The organism is Massilia sp. X63 (assembly GCF_041023745.1).
GTDB lineage: Bacteria > Pseudomonadota > Gammaproteobacteria > Burkholderiales > Burkholderiaceae_D > Telluria.
In genome coordinates this window covers 129,883-144,505 of record NZ_JBFTEF010000003.1, presented here as the reverse complement: position 1 = coordinate 144,505, position 14,623 = coordinate 129,883, and the positions used below count along the sequence as shown (strand labels likewise).

The 14,623-nt window shown below is 66.1% G+C and carries 13 protein-coding genes; 8 read left to right on the top strand and 5 right to left on the bottom strand.

The window, feature by feature from the left end; all coding sequences use genetic code 11:
• Window positions 1–204 precede the first annotated feature (204 nt).
• From AB3347_RS07695 to AB3347_RS07675, 5 genes are all read left to right on the top strand, one after another.
• Window positions 205–471 (top strand): DUF493 family protein, encoded by a 267-nt coding sequence (locus AB3347_RS07695; RefSeq protein ID WP_369091200.1) that lies wholly within the window; start codon window positions 205–207, stop codon window positions 469–471.
• 89 nt (window positions 472–560) lie between these two features.
• Window positions 561–1,259 carry a lipoyl(octanoyl) transferase LipB gene (gene lipB, locus AB3347_RS07690; protein ID WP_369091199.1) on the top strand — a complete coding sequence of 233 codons (699 nt, stop codon included), beginning with the start codon at window positions 561–563 and terminating at the stop codon, window positions 1,257–1,259.
• Window positions 1,260–1,287: 28 nt separating this feature from the next.
• Window positions 1,288–2,274 (top strand): lipoyl synthase, encoded by a 987-nt coding sequence (gene lipA, locus AB3347_RS07685; protein WP_369091198.1) that lies wholly within the window; start codon window positions 1,288–1,290, stop codon window positions 2,272–2,274.
• A 124-nt stretch (window positions 2,275–2,398) separates the two neighbouring features.
• The gene (locus AB3347_RS07680; RefSeq protein WP_369091197.1) at window positions 2,399–4,378 is read left to right on the top strand and encodes a helicase-related protein; all 1,980 of its coding nucleotides are present in this window, start codon (window positions 2,399–2,401) and stop codon (window positions 4,376–4,378) included.
• Between the two features lie 67 nt (window positions 4,379–4,445).
• A complete protein-coding gene (locus tag AB3347_RS07675; RefSeq protein ID WP_369091196.1) occupies window positions 4,446–4,874 on the top strand; it encodes a PaaI family thioesterase in 429 nt (142 codons plus the stop codon).
• A 64-nt stretch (window positions 4,875–4,938) separates the two neighbouring features.
• Here AB3347_RS07675 and AB3347_RS07670 read toward each other — a convergent pair whose 3' ends face one another.
• From AB3347_RS07670 to AB3347_RS07650, 5 genes are all read right to left on the bottom strand, one after another.
• Complete coding sequence (locus AB3347_RS07670; protein WP_369091195.1) at window positions 4,939–5,457, bottom strand: TlpA family protein disulfide reductase; 519 nt, start codon at window positions 5,455–5,457, stop codon at window positions 4,939–4,941.
• A gap of 45 nt (window positions 5,458–5,502) precedes the next feature.
• The gene (locus AB3347_RS07665; protein WP_369091194.1) at window positions 5,503–6,135 is read right to left on the bottom strand and encodes a BON domain-containing protein; all 633 of its coding nucleotides are present in this window, start codon (window positions 6,133–6,135) and stop codon (window positions 5,503–5,505) included.
• Window positions 6,132–6,725 carry a phosphoheptose isomerase gene (locus AB3347_RS07660; protein ID WP_369091193.1) on the bottom strand — a complete coding sequence of 198 codons (594 nt, stop codon included), beginning with the start codon at window positions 6,723–6,725 and terminating at the stop codon, window positions 6,132–6,134. Before AB3347_RS07660 ends, AB3347_RS07665 begins: the two co-directional genes overlap by 4 nt.
• Window positions 6,726–6,807: 82 nt before the next feature.
• A complete protein-coding gene (locus tag AB3347_RS07655; protein ID WP_369091192.1) occupies window positions 6,808–7,164 on the bottom strand; it encodes a YraN family protein in 357 nt (118 codons plus the stop codon).
• A gap of 1 nt (window position 7,165) precedes the next feature.
• Complete coding sequence (locus tag AB3347_RS07650) at window positions 7,166–8,437, bottom strand: penicillin-binding protein activator (RefSeq protein ID WP_369091191.1); 1,272 nt, start codon at window positions 8,435–8,437, stop codon at window positions 7,166–7,168.
• 11 nt (window positions 8,438–8,448) lie between these two features.
• Between AB3347_RS07650 and rsmI the strand changes: the two genes are divergently transcribed.
• The 3 genes from rsmI (at window position 8,449) to AB3347_RS07635 (ending at window position 14,591) form a co-directional block, all read left to right on the top strand.
• The gene (rsmI, locus tag AB3347_RS07645; RefSeq protein WP_369091190.1) at window positions 8,449–9,354 is read left to right on the top strand and encodes a 16S rRNA (cytidine(1402)-2'-O)-methyltransferase; all 906 of its coding nucleotides are present in this window, start codon (window positions 8,449–8,451) and stop codon (window positions 9,352–9,354) included.
• A gap of 426 nt (window positions 9,355–9,780) precedes the next feature.
• Complete coding sequence (locus tag AB3347_RS07640; RefSeq protein WP_369091189.1) at window positions 9,781–12,405, top strand: EAL domain-containing protein; 2,625 nt, start codon at window positions 9,781–9,783, stop codon at window positions 12,403–12,405.
• An 8-nt stretch (window positions 12,406–12,413) separates the two neighbouring features.
• A complete protein-coding gene (locus AB3347_RS07635; protein ID WP_369091188.1) occupies window positions 12,414–14,591 on the top strand; it encodes a putative bifunctional diguanylate cyclase/phosphodiesterase in 2,178 nt (725 codons plus the stop codon).
• Window positions 14,592–14,623: the final 32 nt, after the last annotated feature.

Sequence of the window (14,623 nt, the reverse complement as noted above, 5' to 3'; positions counted from 1 at the left end):
ATTCCGCTCGCGGGGGGGACGGCGGCCCGCTACAGTGGCATCACTCGCTCGCAGGCAGCAGCGCTGCTCCGAGCGGCCCGAATTGTCCCGCTATTTCTCGGAAAAGAAATAGTTCAGGCCGGCCACAGCGCCGGCCTCTTTTTTTCCGCCGGTGCAGCACCATATGAGAGCGGCTACAATGCCGCTTTGCACAGGACGAATACCATGGACCAGAAAGAATCCCTCATCGAATATCCGAGCGACTTCCCGATCAAGGTGATGGGCGCGACGCATGTCGACTTCCAGGCGACGATCGTCGAGGTCATCATGGCGCTGGATCCGACTTTCCATGCCGGCAAGGTGCAAAGCCGCCCCTCCGCCAAAGGCAACTACACCGGCCTGACCGTGACCGTGCGCGCCACCAGCCGCGAGATGCTGGACGACGTCTATCGCGCCCTGTCCTCGCACCACATGGTGAAAATGGTCCTGTAAGGATCAACAGGAATGGACGGCCGGCGGGCACGACGCATCGCGCTGGCTTATAATGGCAGGGCTGTCCATACTTCCTTCCTATACCCTTCATGTCTTCGATCCGTCCCGCCACGCCGCTGATCCGCGCGCTCGGCCGCGCCGACTACGAACCGACCTTCGCCGCCATGCGCGCCTTCACCGACGCGCGCACGCCCGAGACGCAGGACGAACTGTGGATCGTCGAGCATCCCCCTGTGTATACGCTGGGCCTGGGCGCCGACCGTGCCCACGTACTAGCGCAGGCACAACATGCGGACATTCCCGTCGTCCAGACCGACCGCGGCGGCGAGGTGACCTACCACGGTCCCGGCCAGGTCGTGATCTACCTGCTGATGGACCTGCGCCGCAACAAGCCGGGCGGCAAGCTGTACGCCCGCCAGTTTGTGGCAAAAATCGAACAGGCGGTCATCGAGGTGCTGGCGGCGTATAATCTTGCGGGCGAACGCGTGGCCGGTGCCCCCGGCATCTACGTGGCGGACGGCCCGAACAAGGGCGCGAAGATCGCCGCCCTCGGCCTCAAGGTGCGCGGCAACGGCTGCACCTACCATGGCGTGTCGCTGAACGTGGCGATGGACCTGTCCCCGTTCACGTGGATCAACCCGTGCGGATACTCGGGCCTGGCCACGGTCGACATGCGCACGATGGGCGTGGAAGCCCCGCTGGCGGATGTCCAGCAGGCGCTGGCGCAAGAACTGGTGCGCCAACTGGCGACGACCGAAGCGGACGTCCCAGCAACGAACAACCTTTGAAATGGAAGCCCGCCAGGGCGCTAGCCAAATGACCACCGATACCAACACCGGTACTGCCCAAGCCTACGACGCCACCGAGAAGCAGAAGGGCGCCAGCAAGACCTCGCGCATCCCGATCAAGATCGTCCCGATCGCCGACACCGAGCGCCTGAAAAAGCCGGACTGGATCCGCGTGAAGGCCGCCACCGCCTCGTCGCGCTTCTACGAGATCAAGGACATCCTGCGCGCCAACAAGCTGGTGACCGTGTGCGAAGAGGCGAGCTGCCCGAACATCGGCGAATGCTTCGGCAAGGGCACCGCGACCTTCATGATCATGGGCGACAAGTGCACCCGCCGCTGCCCGTTCTGCGACGTCGGCCACGGCCGTCCGGATCCGCTGGACGTCAACGAGCCGGCCAACCTGGCCAAGACCATCGCCGACCTGCGCCTGTCCTACGTCGTGATCACCTCGGTGGACCGCGACGACCTGCGTGACGGCGGCGCCGGCCACTTCGTCGAGTGCATCCAGAAGACCCGCGCCCTGTCGCCGAATACCAAGATCGAAGTGCTGGTGCCGGACTTCCGCGGCCGCCTCGAAAAGGCGCTGAACATCTTCGCCGACGGCCTGCCGGACGTGATGAACCACAACCTGGAAACCGTGCCGCGCCTGTACAAGGAAGCGCGCCCGGGCGCCGACTACCAGCACTCGCTGGTGCTGCTGCGCGACTTCAAGAAGATGTACCCGAACGCGGTCACCAAGTCGGGCCTGATGGTCGGCCTGGGCGAGACCGACGAAGAGATCCTGGAAGTGATGCGCGACATGCGCGCGCACGACATCGACATGCTGACCATCGGCCAGTACCTGGCGCCGTCGAACTCGCACCTGCCGGTGCGCCGCTACGTGCACCCGGACACTTTCAAGATGTTCGAAGAGAAGGCCTACGAGATGGGCTTCGTGCACGCCGCCGTGGGTGCGATGGTGCGTTCGTCGTACCACGCCGACCAGCAGGCGCACGAGGCGGGCGTGGCTGCGTAACACCCTCCAGCGCGCGGGGCGGCGGCGCCGCTGTCCCGCGTGCATCTTCCTCGTATGCACTGGAACAAGGCATACGCCGCTTCCGCGATATAGTTGATATCAACAAGACATCGCGTAAGCAAGCATGAATCACTCCCATACCCCACCGAACGACACCGAACACGACGACGCCTTCCTGGAGCGCGAACTCGACTTCGCCGAGCGCGGCATCGAACTGGTCAAGATGGAAGGCCGTGTCTTCCTGCGCTTCTCGGGAGAGGTGCGCTACGAAGGCCTGCGCGTGCCCTATCGGCTGGTGCCCGCGCGCGGCGTGCTGGCCAAACCGAGCAAGTGGCGCAAGATGGACATGCCGGCGCGCCGCGCGCTGTTGGAAGAACGCGCCACCCCGGACGCCATCGAGCAACTGCAGACCGAGGCCGAGGCCTTCGTGCGCGACATCGCGGAAGAAGCCGACGATTTCGGCTGGGATCCGATGCTGTTCCTGCACGTGCTCGACGAACTGGAAACCTCGGAACCGGCCGAATACGTCTTCCAGCGCATCTCGCAGCGCCTGACCCACGCGGTCGAGCGCGAGCAGGAAGAGCGCCATGCCGCGCGCACCAAGGAAAGCATCAACCTGGCCGAATACCCGGAGTCCTTCGACGTGGCCAGCCGCATGCAGCGCAAGTTCGTCGCCCTGCTGGGCCCCACCAACTCGGGCAAGACCCACCGCGCGATGGAAGCGCTGGCCAAGGCCGCGAGCGGGGTCTATCTTGCGCCGCTGCGCCTGCTGGCGCTGGAAAACTACGAGCGGCTGCAGAATGCGCGCCCGCACGGCAAACAGATCAAGGTCAGCCTGATCACCGGCGAAGAACGCCGCATCGCCGAGGACGCGACCCACGTCGCCAGCACCGTCGAGATGCTGGACACGACAACCCCGGTCGAAGTGGCGGTGATCGACGAGATCCAGATGCTGGCCGACCGCGACCGCGGCGCCGCCTGGACCGCGGCCGTGTGCGGCGCGCCGGCGTCGACCGTGTTCCTGGTCGGCGCACCGGAGGCGCGGCGCGCGATCGAGGCGCTGGCGGAGCGGCTCGAAGTGCCGCTGGAAGTCCACGTCCTGAAGCGCATGGCGCCGCTGGCGATGGAACCGGCGCCGGTGCGCAAGCTCGGCAACCTGCGGCGCGGCGACGCCGTCATTGCCTTCTCGCGGCGCGAGGTCCTGATGTGGCGCGACATGATCACCGAGAAGGGTTTGTCGGTCGCCACCGTGTACGGCAACCTGTCGCCGGAAGTGCGGCGCGCCCAGGCCGAACGCTTCCGCGAAGGGCAGGCCGACATCGTGGTCGGCACCGACGCGCTGGCGATGGGCCTGAACATGCCGATCGCGCGCATCGTCATGACCACCACGGTCAAGTACAACGGGGTCGAGGAAGAAGAGATCTCGGCGGCGCTGGCCAAGCAGATCGCCGGCCGGGCAGGGCGCTACGGCGTGCACGAGGAGGGTTTTGTCGCGGGCTACGACGACGACACCCACTCGGTGATGCGCGCGCTGATGAAGGAAAAGATTCCGCCGGTGCCGGCTACCGGTTTCGCGGTCGCGCCTTCGCTCGAGCAGCTGCACCGCATCTCCTCGGTGACGGGCGAGACCTCGCTGGTCAAGCTGCTGCGCCGTTTCGTGCACAACATCGACGTGCCGGACGGCTTCTTCTATCCGCGCATCACCGAGGAGCAGAACGAACGCGCCGAATGGCTGGACACCTTACCGCTGTCCGTGGCCGAAAAATTCATGCTGTCCCTGGTGCCGATCTCCAGCCGGGTGCCCGTGCTGCAGAGCGCCTGGGAGCACTGGGCGCTGTCGCTGGCCAAGAAGAAGGTGTGCAAGCTGACCCCGCATCCGCAGGAGCTGTTCTACATGAACCTGCAGGAGGTCGAGGATACCTGCCGCATGTACTCGGCCTATGCGTGGCTGGGTTATCGGGAGCCGGAGTATTTCCCGAGCATCGCCGAGGCGCAGCAGCTGGCGCGCGAGGCGTCGGAGCGGGTGGATGCGATCCTGCAGCAGCAGAACACGGCGGCACGGCAAAAGGGCGGTGCTTCGGGCAGGGGCAAGCGCAGGCGTTGAGGGCTGTGGTGCCTGCACGATCGCCACGCGCAGTGTACGATCCCGCCTTTACCAAGAAACAAGCACCATGAACCCGAAATACACCCCAGAATCCTTCAACGAATTCGGCAAGTCCTTCCTGCCCGGCCACCTCGGCATCCGGATCACCGAAGTGGCCGAAGGCCGCGTCTGCGCCGAGCTTCCCGTCACGCCCCAGCTGCTGGCGCCGAACGGCTACCTGCACGCCGGCAGCGTGGTCACGCTGGCCGATACCGCGGCCGGCTACGCCTGCGTCGCCCACCTGCCGGAAGGCGCGCAGAACTTCACCACCATCGAGCTGAAATCGAACCACCTCGGCACCGCGCGCCAGGGCACGATCGCGGTTGTCGCGACCGCCGTGCACCTGGGCCGCACCACGCAGGTGTGGGATGCGACCGTTACCGACAAGGACAGCGGCAAGACCTTGGCCCTGTTCCGCTGCACCCAGATGATCCTTTATCCTAAGAACCTATCCTAGTAGGGAGGAGGACGCTGGCGGCGGAAGCGGCTCATTCCCTACTGGGATAGGTTCCAAGTAAGGATCAGGTAGCGAGTTCCTTCTCGAGCAGCTTGTGCAGCTCCGGGAAGGACGGCTCGCCCACGTAGCGCTTGATGATCTTGCCCTGCTTGTCGATGACGAAGGTGGTCGGGGTCAGCGTGACGTCGCCGAACTGCCTGGCGATGTCGCCGGCCGAGTCGATCGCCACCTTGAAGGGCAGCTGGCGCGTCTCGGTGAAGTTCAGCACGTAGTTGGGCGGGTCGTACTGCATGGCCACCGCCACGAACTCCAGGCCTTGCGCCTTGTACTTGTTGTAGGTCTCGACCATCTGCGGCATCTCCTTGACGCAGGTGACGCAGGAGGTCGCCCAGAAATTCACCATCACCACCTTGCCGCGCAGGGACTCGGTGCTGATCTTGTCGCCGGCGATGCTGATGAAGGTGACGTTCGGCGCGGGCGTGGCGCTGTGGAACGAGGCGTAGCCGATGCCGGCCAGCGCCAGCACCACCGCAGCGGCGGCGGCGGGCTTGATCCAGGAACGGGAAGAGGTGGAAGCGGTCATGGCAGCGGATAAAAAAACGGCAGGACCGCAGTCCTGCCGTTGGCATTAACTCTGGCTCGGCGCCGGCTGGTTGGCGCGCGGGTCTTCTTCGGCGATGTACTCGAAGATCTTGACGACGCGGTTCACGCCGGCGACGCCCTTGGCGACGTCGGCCGCGATATTGCCTTCGCGCGGGGTGACGAGACCCTGCAGGTAGACCACGCCGCGTTCGGTGGTGACCTTGAAGGCGGTGGCCGACACCGTCTTCTTGTCGACCAGGCTGGCCTTGACCTTGGTGGTGATCAGGGCGTCGTTCGAGCGCGAGGTGTAGCTCGACGGGCCGGCGATTTCCAGTTCGTTGATCACCGAGACCACGTTGTCGATGGCGCGCACTTCGCGCTCGGCGGCCTGCTTCATGGCTTCGTCGCGCACTTCGCCGGTCAGCAGCACCTTGCGGTTGTAGCTGGTGACGTTGATGTGGCCGTTCTCGCCGGTGAGCTGCTGCAGCTTGATCTCGGCCTTGACGTTGATCGCCTTGTCCTCGGTCTGCATGCCGATGGTGCGGCGGTCGTTGGCCGACAGCGCGGCGGTGGCAACGCCGCCGACGGCCATGGCCACGCAACCCGACAGCGAGGCCGCCAGCGCGGTTCCCAATACGATTTTGGACAGCAGGCCGGCCAGCGGGCGCGTTTTCATCATTCCTCTTCTCCTCCGAACAGTGCGACGTCGATGCCGTCGCAGATGCAGTGAATCGCGCACAGGTGGACTTCCTGGATGCGCGCAGTGCGTGCGTGGGGCACGTTGATATGGATGTCGGCGTCGGTCAGCAGCTTCGCCAGCGCGCCGCCATCCTTGCCGGTGAAGGCCACGATGCGCATTTCGCGCTCGAGCGCCGCCTCGACCGCGGCCAGCACGTTGGCCGAGTTACCCGAGGTCGAGATCGCCAGCAGGACGTCGCCCGCCTGGCCGAAAGCCTGCACCTGCTTCGAGAAGATCTCCTTGAAGCTGTAGTCGTTGCCGACCGCCGTGATGATCGACGTGTCGGTGGTCAGCGCGATCGCCGGGAGCGGGAAGCGCTCGCGTTCGAAGCGGCCGACGAGCTCGGCAGCGAAGTGCTGGCAGTCGGCGGCGGAACCGCCGTTACCGCAGGCCAGGATCTTGTTGCCGTTGGACAGGGCGCTGAACATCAGTTCGACGGCCTGCGAAATGGGTTGGGCCAGGGCAGCTGCCGACTTCATCTTGAGATCGGCACTCTCCTGGAAGTGAGCGAGGATGCGTTGAGTATTCATAGCCGAGGATTATAGTGCAGTGGCAACCCGGGTCGGGCAAGCACCGAAAAAATTGCTTACATTCCTGTCGGTAAGTACTTGTTCAGTTAATCACATCCTGCAGCCATTCCAGGCGGTCGCCATCGATGGCGACCACGTCGAAGCGGCAGGGCGGCGTGACGGGAAAGCGCAACAGGTAGAACTGCGCCGCGCGCACCAGGCGGCGGATCTTGGCAGGGGTGATGCTGGCGGCCGCGCCGCCGTGGGAGGCGGCGGCGCGCTGGCGCACTTCGACGAACACCAGGGTATCGCCATCGCGCATGATCAGGTCGATTTCGCCGCCCTTGCAGCGGAAATTCTCTTCGACCGGGCGCAAGCCGTGGCGGCGCAGGTGGAGCAGGGCGGCGCGCTCCCAGTCGCGGCCCTGGACCTGCCGCAGTGACAGGCGCTGCGGCCACATGTCATCTTCCGAAGGCCACCGCTTCGAACATGCCGTCGCGGTAGACGGTGCCGGTCTCGACGCGGCGGAAGGCCGGCGACGCGCCGCCCATGTCGACCGACAGGCGGCCGGTCACGCCGTCGAGTTCGAACGACCCGTTGGGGCGCAGGGCCAATTCGCGCGCGATGCGATAGGCGTCGATGCCCAGTGCGTACAGGCGCTGCATGTCGTAGCCTTCGGTATCGCTGCTCCAGCGCGGATAGCTGGCCACCAGCGGGTGCTCGGGCTGCACGGTCCAGGGCAGGTCGAGGATGCGCACGCCGCTCAGCTCCGGCGCGCTCATGGCCGGATCGCGGCCCGGGTTGATCGAGGCGGTGCCGTAGGTCGGCAGCGAGGTGCCGATGGCGCTGCGCACCTGGCGCAGCTGGACCGCATCGAGGGCGGCGAACACCAATTGCGGCGGGTCGACCTGCAGGCGCGCGCGCAGGTCGGCCAGCGCGTTGGCGTCCACGTAGCCCTCGCTGCTGGGCAGTTCGACCACGGCATTGTTCAGGCCCAGCTGCGACCAGCGCGCCGTGAAGGCGCCCGACAGGCGCTGCTGCCAGGCGGCTTTTCCGGTCAGCACAAGGGCGCGGCCGGCGGGCTGTTCGGCGGCGGCCCAGTCGGCCACCTGGCGCGCTTCGTCTTCGAGCGTGAGGCCGACCACCAGCATCCGGCGCGGCAGCGGGCCATCGGTCTGCGGGTGGTTGAGGGCGACGGTCGGCTTGCTCACGGCGCCGCCGGCGGCCAGCGCGGCCACGGCAGGGCGGGACAGGGGACCGACCACGATGTCGTTCTGTTCGGCCGCGCGGGCGTAGGCATCGAGCGTGGCCTGCGCCGAGTCGGTGGTGGGAACCAGGTTGACCGTTACGCCCTGGCGGTCGCGTTCGTAGCCGGCCATGAAGCCGGCGCGCACCGCTTCGGCCGGCTGCGCGAACGCGTCGGACTGCAGCGGCAGCAGCAGGGCGATGCGCACGCCCGCGCGGGCGGCGCCGTCGGCGAGCGGGCGGCCGTCGGCGGATGGGGGCAGGTCGACCGGATTGGTGCGCACCGGCGCGACGGGCGGCGGCGGCGTGTAGCTGGCTTCGGCAGGCGGCGGGCTTGCTATCGGCGCGGCGGGCGCGCAAAATCCGCCCGGTACGCCGCAACCAGTGTCTGGCGGCAAAGGTGTGCTGCTGCATGCAGCCAACGAGGCCGCGAGCAGGCCGTGTGTGGCCAGCGCGAGCAGCGCCCTGATATTCTTTTTCTTCAGCATCGGAATCCCTTATGACAGAACAGCAGACCATCGACATCGCCCGGCTTCCCGTCATGGGCGAGGCGGCCCAGCAGTCCTATCCTACCGCAACGCTGTATGTCGTGGCTACACCGATCGGCAACGTCACCGACATCACGCTGCGCGCCCTGCACCTGCTGGCGCTGGCCGATGTCGTGGCCTGCGAAGACACGCGCAAGACCGGCGCGCTGCTGCAGCGCTTCGGCCTGAACAAGCAGACCATCGCCGCCCACATGCACAACGAGCGCGAAGTGGCGGAAAAGATCGTGGAGCGCCTGCAATCCGGACAGCGCGTGGCGCTGGTATCGGACGCCGGCACGCCGGCCGTGTCCGACCCCGGCGCGCGCATCGTCGACGCGGTGCGCGCCGCGGGCCTGAACGTGATGCCGCTGCCGGGACCGTCGGCAGCCATTACCGCCCTGTCGGCCAGCGGGCTGGTGAACGACCGCTTCCACTTCGTCGGCTTCCTGCCGGCAAAGTCGAAACAGCGCGAAACCGCATTGGCGGAACTCGCGCGCGAGACCTCGACGCTGGTCATCTACGAAGCGCCGCACCGGATCGTCGAGTGCGTCGAAGGCTTGCTGGCGAGTTTCGAGCCGACCCGCCAGGTAGTGTTCGCACGCGAGCTGAGCAAGCTGTTCGAAGAGGTGCACCGCTGCCCGCTGGGCGAGGCGCTGGCCTGGGTCAAAGCGGACCAGCACCGCGAGCGCGGCGAGTTCGTCGTGCTGGTGGAAGGCGCAACCCTGCAAACCGACGCGCAGGATGCCGAAGCGGAGCGTATCCTGCAGATCCTGTTGACCGAGTGTTCGGTAAAACAGGCGGCTAACCTGGCGGCGCAGATCACCGGGCGCAAGAAGAACGCCCTGTACGAGCGGGCCCTGCAAATCAAGGGCGAATAAGCCCACCGGCCGGGCGGCGCGCCTGATGCCACCGGCCTTCCTGCCTGCCTCCAGGCAGACAGTCACGTCATCACCATCCCCCTTTATCCAGGCTCCTGCATCAGGACCGTCCCCACCGCACAGCAGTGCGCAGAGTGATCGCTTGTCGATCACTATTTAGTTGGTAATTTTTTGATTCAGATCAAATAAGACGTTTGATCGATATAAATTGTACATCTAAAATATTGCTCTGAATTCACTTAAATGTCTTGCGGGAAATTGTAGTGAGCTTTCCTTTGTAGAGCCCCAACATCTCACCTCCCTGCTCTCCGAGCACCTGTTCCCAGATAAATAAGTGAACGCTGGACGAGTCACCGCATGTCGCGGTGCGTTCAGCTTCGCCTGGCCATCAAGCAGGTTTCAAACAATCAGAGTGGATAAGCCGATATGGTTCAGCATGCGCAGTTCGTCACGGCAATGCCGACGAATGCATTGGAGGATCCGGTCGATACGATCGGACGTGAAATTGGACTCGACCAGGAGGAGGTGGCCGCGCGCATGGCCTTCCTCGACCTGGACGATGCGGACATTGCGCTGCTGCGCGAGCTGCATGACCTGCTGATGGAAGATACGCACACGTTTTCTGACGACTTCTATGAGCACATCCTGCGTTTCCCGGCATTGCGCGCCCTGGTCAAGGACGACAACACGGTAGAGCGCCTGAAGCATTCCCAGGCCACGTATTTCCGCAGCCTGACCGCCGGCAACTACGACGGCGACTACATCCGCGACCGCCTGCGTGTCGGGCTGGTGCACCAGCGCATCGGGCTGGAGCCAAAATGGTACATCGGGGCCTACCGCAAGTACCTGGCCGGCATGTTCGACCTGTTGTGGAAGCATTTTCATGCCGAGCCACGCCGCATGAGTGCGATGTTCAACAGCATCCTCAAGGTCGTGTGCCTGGACATGGGCCTGGCCCTCGACACCTATGCGCACGCTGACCAGCGCAGCGTCGTCCAGCACCAGAACTATCTCACGCAGATCATCGGCGGCATGCCTGCAGGACTGATCGTGACCGATGCGGCCGGCCGGGTACGCTCGATGAACCTGACGATGCAGGATATGCTCGGCATCCCCGAAGATGCGCTCGAAGCGCATCCCCTGCTCGCCTCTTTCCTGCCGTCCTCCGAGCTTGCCGAACGGATGGCCACCGCGCTGGCCTCGGGGGTGCCGCAAGACGGCGTGGTCATCACCATCGATGGACACGCCGATGGGGCGCGCTACTTCGAATTCAACATCCGCCGCACCAGGCAGGCCGAAGGCCCGATCCTGCTGCTGATCGGACGGGACATCACCTTCAAGCGGCAGGCCCGCCTGCGCCTGCAGGAAAGCGAAGAGTTTTTCCGCCTGACCTTCAGCCAGGCCGCGGTCGGGATCGCCCTGCTGTCGCGCGAAGGCCGTTTCGTGCGCGTCAACCGCAAGCTGACCCAGATCGTCGGCTACACCGAGATCGAATTGCTGCAACGCTTCGTACACCAGATTACCTACCAGAGCGACCTGCTGGAAGACCGGGTGCTGATTCGCCAGCTGATCGACGGCGAGATCCGCGATTTCCAGCGCGAGACACGGTATGTCTCGAAGCGCGGCAACACGATCTGGGTGACGGTCAGCGCGTCGGCCATGCGCGAGGCCGTCAGCGGCCAGTTGCGCCTGATCATCGCGGTCGAAGACATCTCGCGCCGCAAGCAGGCCGAAGAGGCTTTGCTGAGGATGGCCAACCACGACACGCTGACCGGTCTGCCGAACCGCGCCTTGCTGCAGGACCGCCTGTCGCATGCGATCGCCCAGGCACAGCGCAACGGGCGCATGGTTGCCGTGATGTTCATCGACCTCGACCGCTTCAAGCATGTGAACGACAGCCTTGGGCACGATGCGGGCGACCAGATGATCATCGAGATCGCGCGCCGTCTGGGACGGAGCCTGCGTGAAAGCGACACCGTCGCACGCCAGGGCGGGGACGAGTTCGTGGTGGTGCTGCCCGACCTGGTGGCGCCGGACGACGCCGGCCTGGTGGCGCGCAAGGTTCTGGCGGACCTGTTCCAGCCTTTGACCCTGTCTGGCAATGAGCTGTTTCCGACCGGGAGTATCGGCATCGCGATCTATCCACGCGACGGACGCGACCCGACCGCCCTGCTCAAGGCGGCCGATACCGCCATGTACCGGTCCAAGGCGAACGGGGGCAACCATTTCCACTTCTATACCGAAGACATGGGCGTGCGGGCCGAAGAGCACCTGCACATCGAGGCGCGGCTGCAGCGCGCCCTGCAACGCGACGAATTCAGGCTGCATTACCAGCCCCAGTTCGACAGCGCGAGCGGCCGAATCGTCGGGCTGGAAGCCCTGCTGCGCTGGGAGGTCGACGGTGGCGAAATCCTGCCGGCGGCGGATTTCATCCCGCTGGCGGAAGAAACCGGTCTTATCGTACCGATCGGCGAGTGGGTGCTGGCCACTGCGATGAGCCAGCTGGCGGCGTTCACGCGCATGGGCCTGGCGCCGCTGCGCATGAGCGTGAACGTGTCGACACGCCAGTTCCACCAGCAAGACATTGCCGCGCAGGTCGAGCGCCTGCTGGAGCGCACCGGTTGCGATCCGCGGGCGCTGACGCTGGAAATCACCGAAACCCTGCTGATGGAAAGCCCGGGCACGGCGGCCGACGCAATGGCACGGCTGTCGCAGATGGGCGTCCAGCTGGCGATCGACGATTTCTGCACCGGCTATTCGAGCCTGGCCAACCTCAAGCGCTTCCCGATCCATGGGCTGAAGGTCGACCGCTCCTTCATCGCGGACATCGCGGCCGACGATGACGCTGCCGCCATCGTGCATGCCGTGATCGCCCTGGCCGCGTCGCTGAAGCTGGACGTGGTCGCGGTGGGCGTCGAAACCGCGGCCCAGCAGGACTTCCTGGAAGCGCACGGCTGCCACCGGATGCAGGGATACCGGTTCGGCAAGCCGGTGCCGTCCGCCGAGATCGAGCGCCTGCTGCGCCGTCATGATGTGGACGCGGCGGCATGAGGAAACTGGTGCGTCCCATTCCAGGCGGTTTGCGCCTGACGAGCCTGTGCGTCCTGCTGGCCGCGCTGACCGTCGGGCTGGCGCTCGGTTACGCGGGCATGTTGCCCTCGACTTCGCCCTGGTATCCGCCGCTGCATGCCGCGCTGGAAGCGTGCTCGATCGTGCTTGCCCTACTGGTGTTCGCGGTCGTCACCCACGCGGCCGGCAAGCGCGTGCCCGCCGGGCTGGCCCTGCTGTCGTCGAGCGCGCTCGCGGTCGGCCTGCTCGGCATCGGCCACCTGCTGACGATCCCGGTGTTGCCCGGGGCGCTGGCGTCGGTGCCCGCCGCCAGCACTGCCGCGTTCTGGGTAGGCGCGCGCGGCCTTGCGGCGCTGGCACTGCTGGGCGCGGCGCTGCTGCCGGCCGCCTGCACGATCGGGGTGCGCAGCTACCGCCTCTGGGTGGTCGGCACCTGTGGGTTGGCCGCATGGGGCTACTGGCTGGCGCTGGGGCAGTCCGACCTGGTCCCGCCCAGCTTCGTTTCCGTCGAGGGATTGACGGCGTCCAGGCTCGCCTTCGAATACGTACTCATCGGCATGAACGTGGTGGCGGCCCTGCTCCTGCTGCTGCGCGCGCGACGCGTGCCCACGCGCGGCAACCGCTACCTGGCGACCGCTGCGGCGGTCACCGGCCTGAGCGGCATCAACTTTACCTTGTACCTGGGGCCGGACGACCTGTCGAACATCGCCGCCCACCTGTACAAGCTGCTCGCATTCCTGTGCCTGCACCGGGCGGTGTTCGCCGAGGTTCTGCAGGCGCCGACCCGGTACCCGGTGGCGGCGCAGCAAGGGCGCCGCACCGGCCTGTCCAGCGCCGCGCGCGACGTCGCCCGCCTGCAGCCCGCCGTGGCCAGGCGCCTGGCGCAGGACCCGCTGGCAGCCTTGCCGGACCGGCACCGGGCGCTGGAAATGCTGGGCGAAGCGATCGAGGCGGCCCACTGCAACGCCGGCGCGGTGGCGGTGCTGGTGCTCGACATCGACGGCCTCAGGAAGATCAACAGCCACTATGGCTGGACCGGCGGCGAAGACGTGCTGCACGAGTGCGTGGCGCGCCTGTCGGCCCGGCTCGGCGCCGACGACCTGCTGGCGCGTCAGGGCAACAACGAATTCATCGTCGTGCGGCGCCATAGCAGCCGGGACAATGCGGCCGCGCTGGCCAGGGCGCTGCAGGATTGTGTACGCCGTCCTTTTGCCCCGGCCGGCAACCATGTGTTCCTGTCGGCCAGCGTCGGCATTGCGGTCCTGCCGACCGAGCCCTGCCAGCCCGACCAGCTGCTGCAGATGGCGCAACTGGCGAGCGCCTGCGCCCGCACCGACGCTCCGGCGCACCTGTGCTTCTACAGCGCCAGCATGGAAGGGTCGATTCGTGAACGCATCGACCTGGAAACCATGCTGAGCCATGCGATCGAGCGCGGTCAGTTCGTGCTCCAGTACCAACCGCGCGTCAGCGTCAAGAACGGCAGCATGGTCGGGGTCGAGGCCCTGGTGCGCTGGCGCCATCCGGTACTGGGCCTGCTGGCGCCGGCGCGCTTCATTCCGATCGCGGAAGAAAGCGGCCTGATCAACGAGCTCGACCTGTGGGTCCTGCGCGAAGCCTGTACCCGCGCTGCCGCATGGCGGGCGCAAGGGCTGTTCCGCGGGCGCATTTCGGTGAACCTGTCGGCGCGCCAGTTCCAGCAGCCGGGACTGGCGCAGCGGATCCGCGCCGCGCTGGACGCCAGCGGCCTGGCGCCGGCCGGCCTGGAACTCGAGATCACCGAAAGCACCGTGATGCAGGACACCGAAGAGGCCGCCGACGTGCTGCGCTCCTTGAGGGAACTCGGGGTCAGCGTGTCGATCGACGATTTCGGCACCGGCTACTCGTCGCTGAGCTACCTGAAGCGCTTCCCGCTCGACGTCCTCAAGATCGACCGCGCCTTCGTGAACGACATGGGCGATGAGGCAGGGGCGGCGATCATCCGCGCCATCATCACCCTGGCCCATTCGCTCGGCCTTGCCGCGGTCGCGGAAGGGGTCGAGACGGCCGAACAGGTGGCCTTCCTGAAGGAGAACGATTGCGACCAGATCCAGGGCTATTACTTCAGCCGTCCGATCTGGCCCGAGCAGCTGGCCGGCCTGCTCATGAAGGAAACGCCGGCCCTGTGTTGACCCTGTGTTGAAGCACCGCTTCAGCCTTGGTG

Coding starts and splice junctions, on each gene's coding strand:
- AB3347_RS07670 (WP_369091195.1), bottom strand. CDS start 5,457: ATGACCGCTTCCACCTCTTCCCGTTCCTGGATCAAGCCCGCCGCCGCC.
- lipA (WP_369091198.1), top strand. CDS start 1,288: ATGACCACCGATACCAACACCGGTACTGCCCAAGCCTACGACGCCACC.
- AB3347_RS07680 (WP_369091197.1), top strand. CDS start 2,399: ATGAATCACTCCCATACCCCACCGAACGACACCGAACACGACGACGCC.
- AB3347_RS07665 (WP_369091194.1), bottom strand. CDS start 6,135: ATGATGAAAACGCGCCCGCTGGCCGGCCTGCTGTCCAAAATCGTATTG.
- AB3347_RS07695 (WP_369091200.1), top strand. CDS start 205: ATGGACCAGAAAGAATCCCTCATCGAATATCCGAGCGACTTCCCGATC.
- rsmI (WP_369091190.1), top strand. CDS start 8,449: ATGACAGAACAGCAGACCATCGACATCGCCCGGCTTCCCGTCATGGGC.
- AB3347_RS07660 (WP_369091193.1), bottom strand. CDS start 6,725: ATGAATACTCAACGCATCCTCGCTCACTTCCAGGAGAGTGCCGATCTC.
- AB3347_RS07675 (WP_369091196.1), top strand. CDS start 4,446: ATGAACCCGAAATACACCCCAGAATCCTTCAACGAATTCGGCAAGTCC.
- lipB (WP_369091199.1), top strand. CDS start 561: ATGTCTTCGATCCGTCCCGCCACGCCGCTGATCCGCGCGCTCGGCCGC.
- AB3347_RS07640 (WP_369091189.1), top strand. CDS start 9,781: ATGGTTCAGCATGCGCAGTTCGTCACGGCAATGCCGACGAATGCATTG.
- AB3347_RS07650 (WP_369091191.1), bottom strand. CDS start 8,437: ATGCTGAAGAAAAAGAATATCAGGGCGCTGCTCGCGCTGGCCACACAC.
- AB3347_RS07655 (WP_369091192.1), bottom strand. CDS start 7,164: ATGTGGCCGCAGCGCCTGTCACTGCGGCAGGTCCAGGGCCGCGACTGG.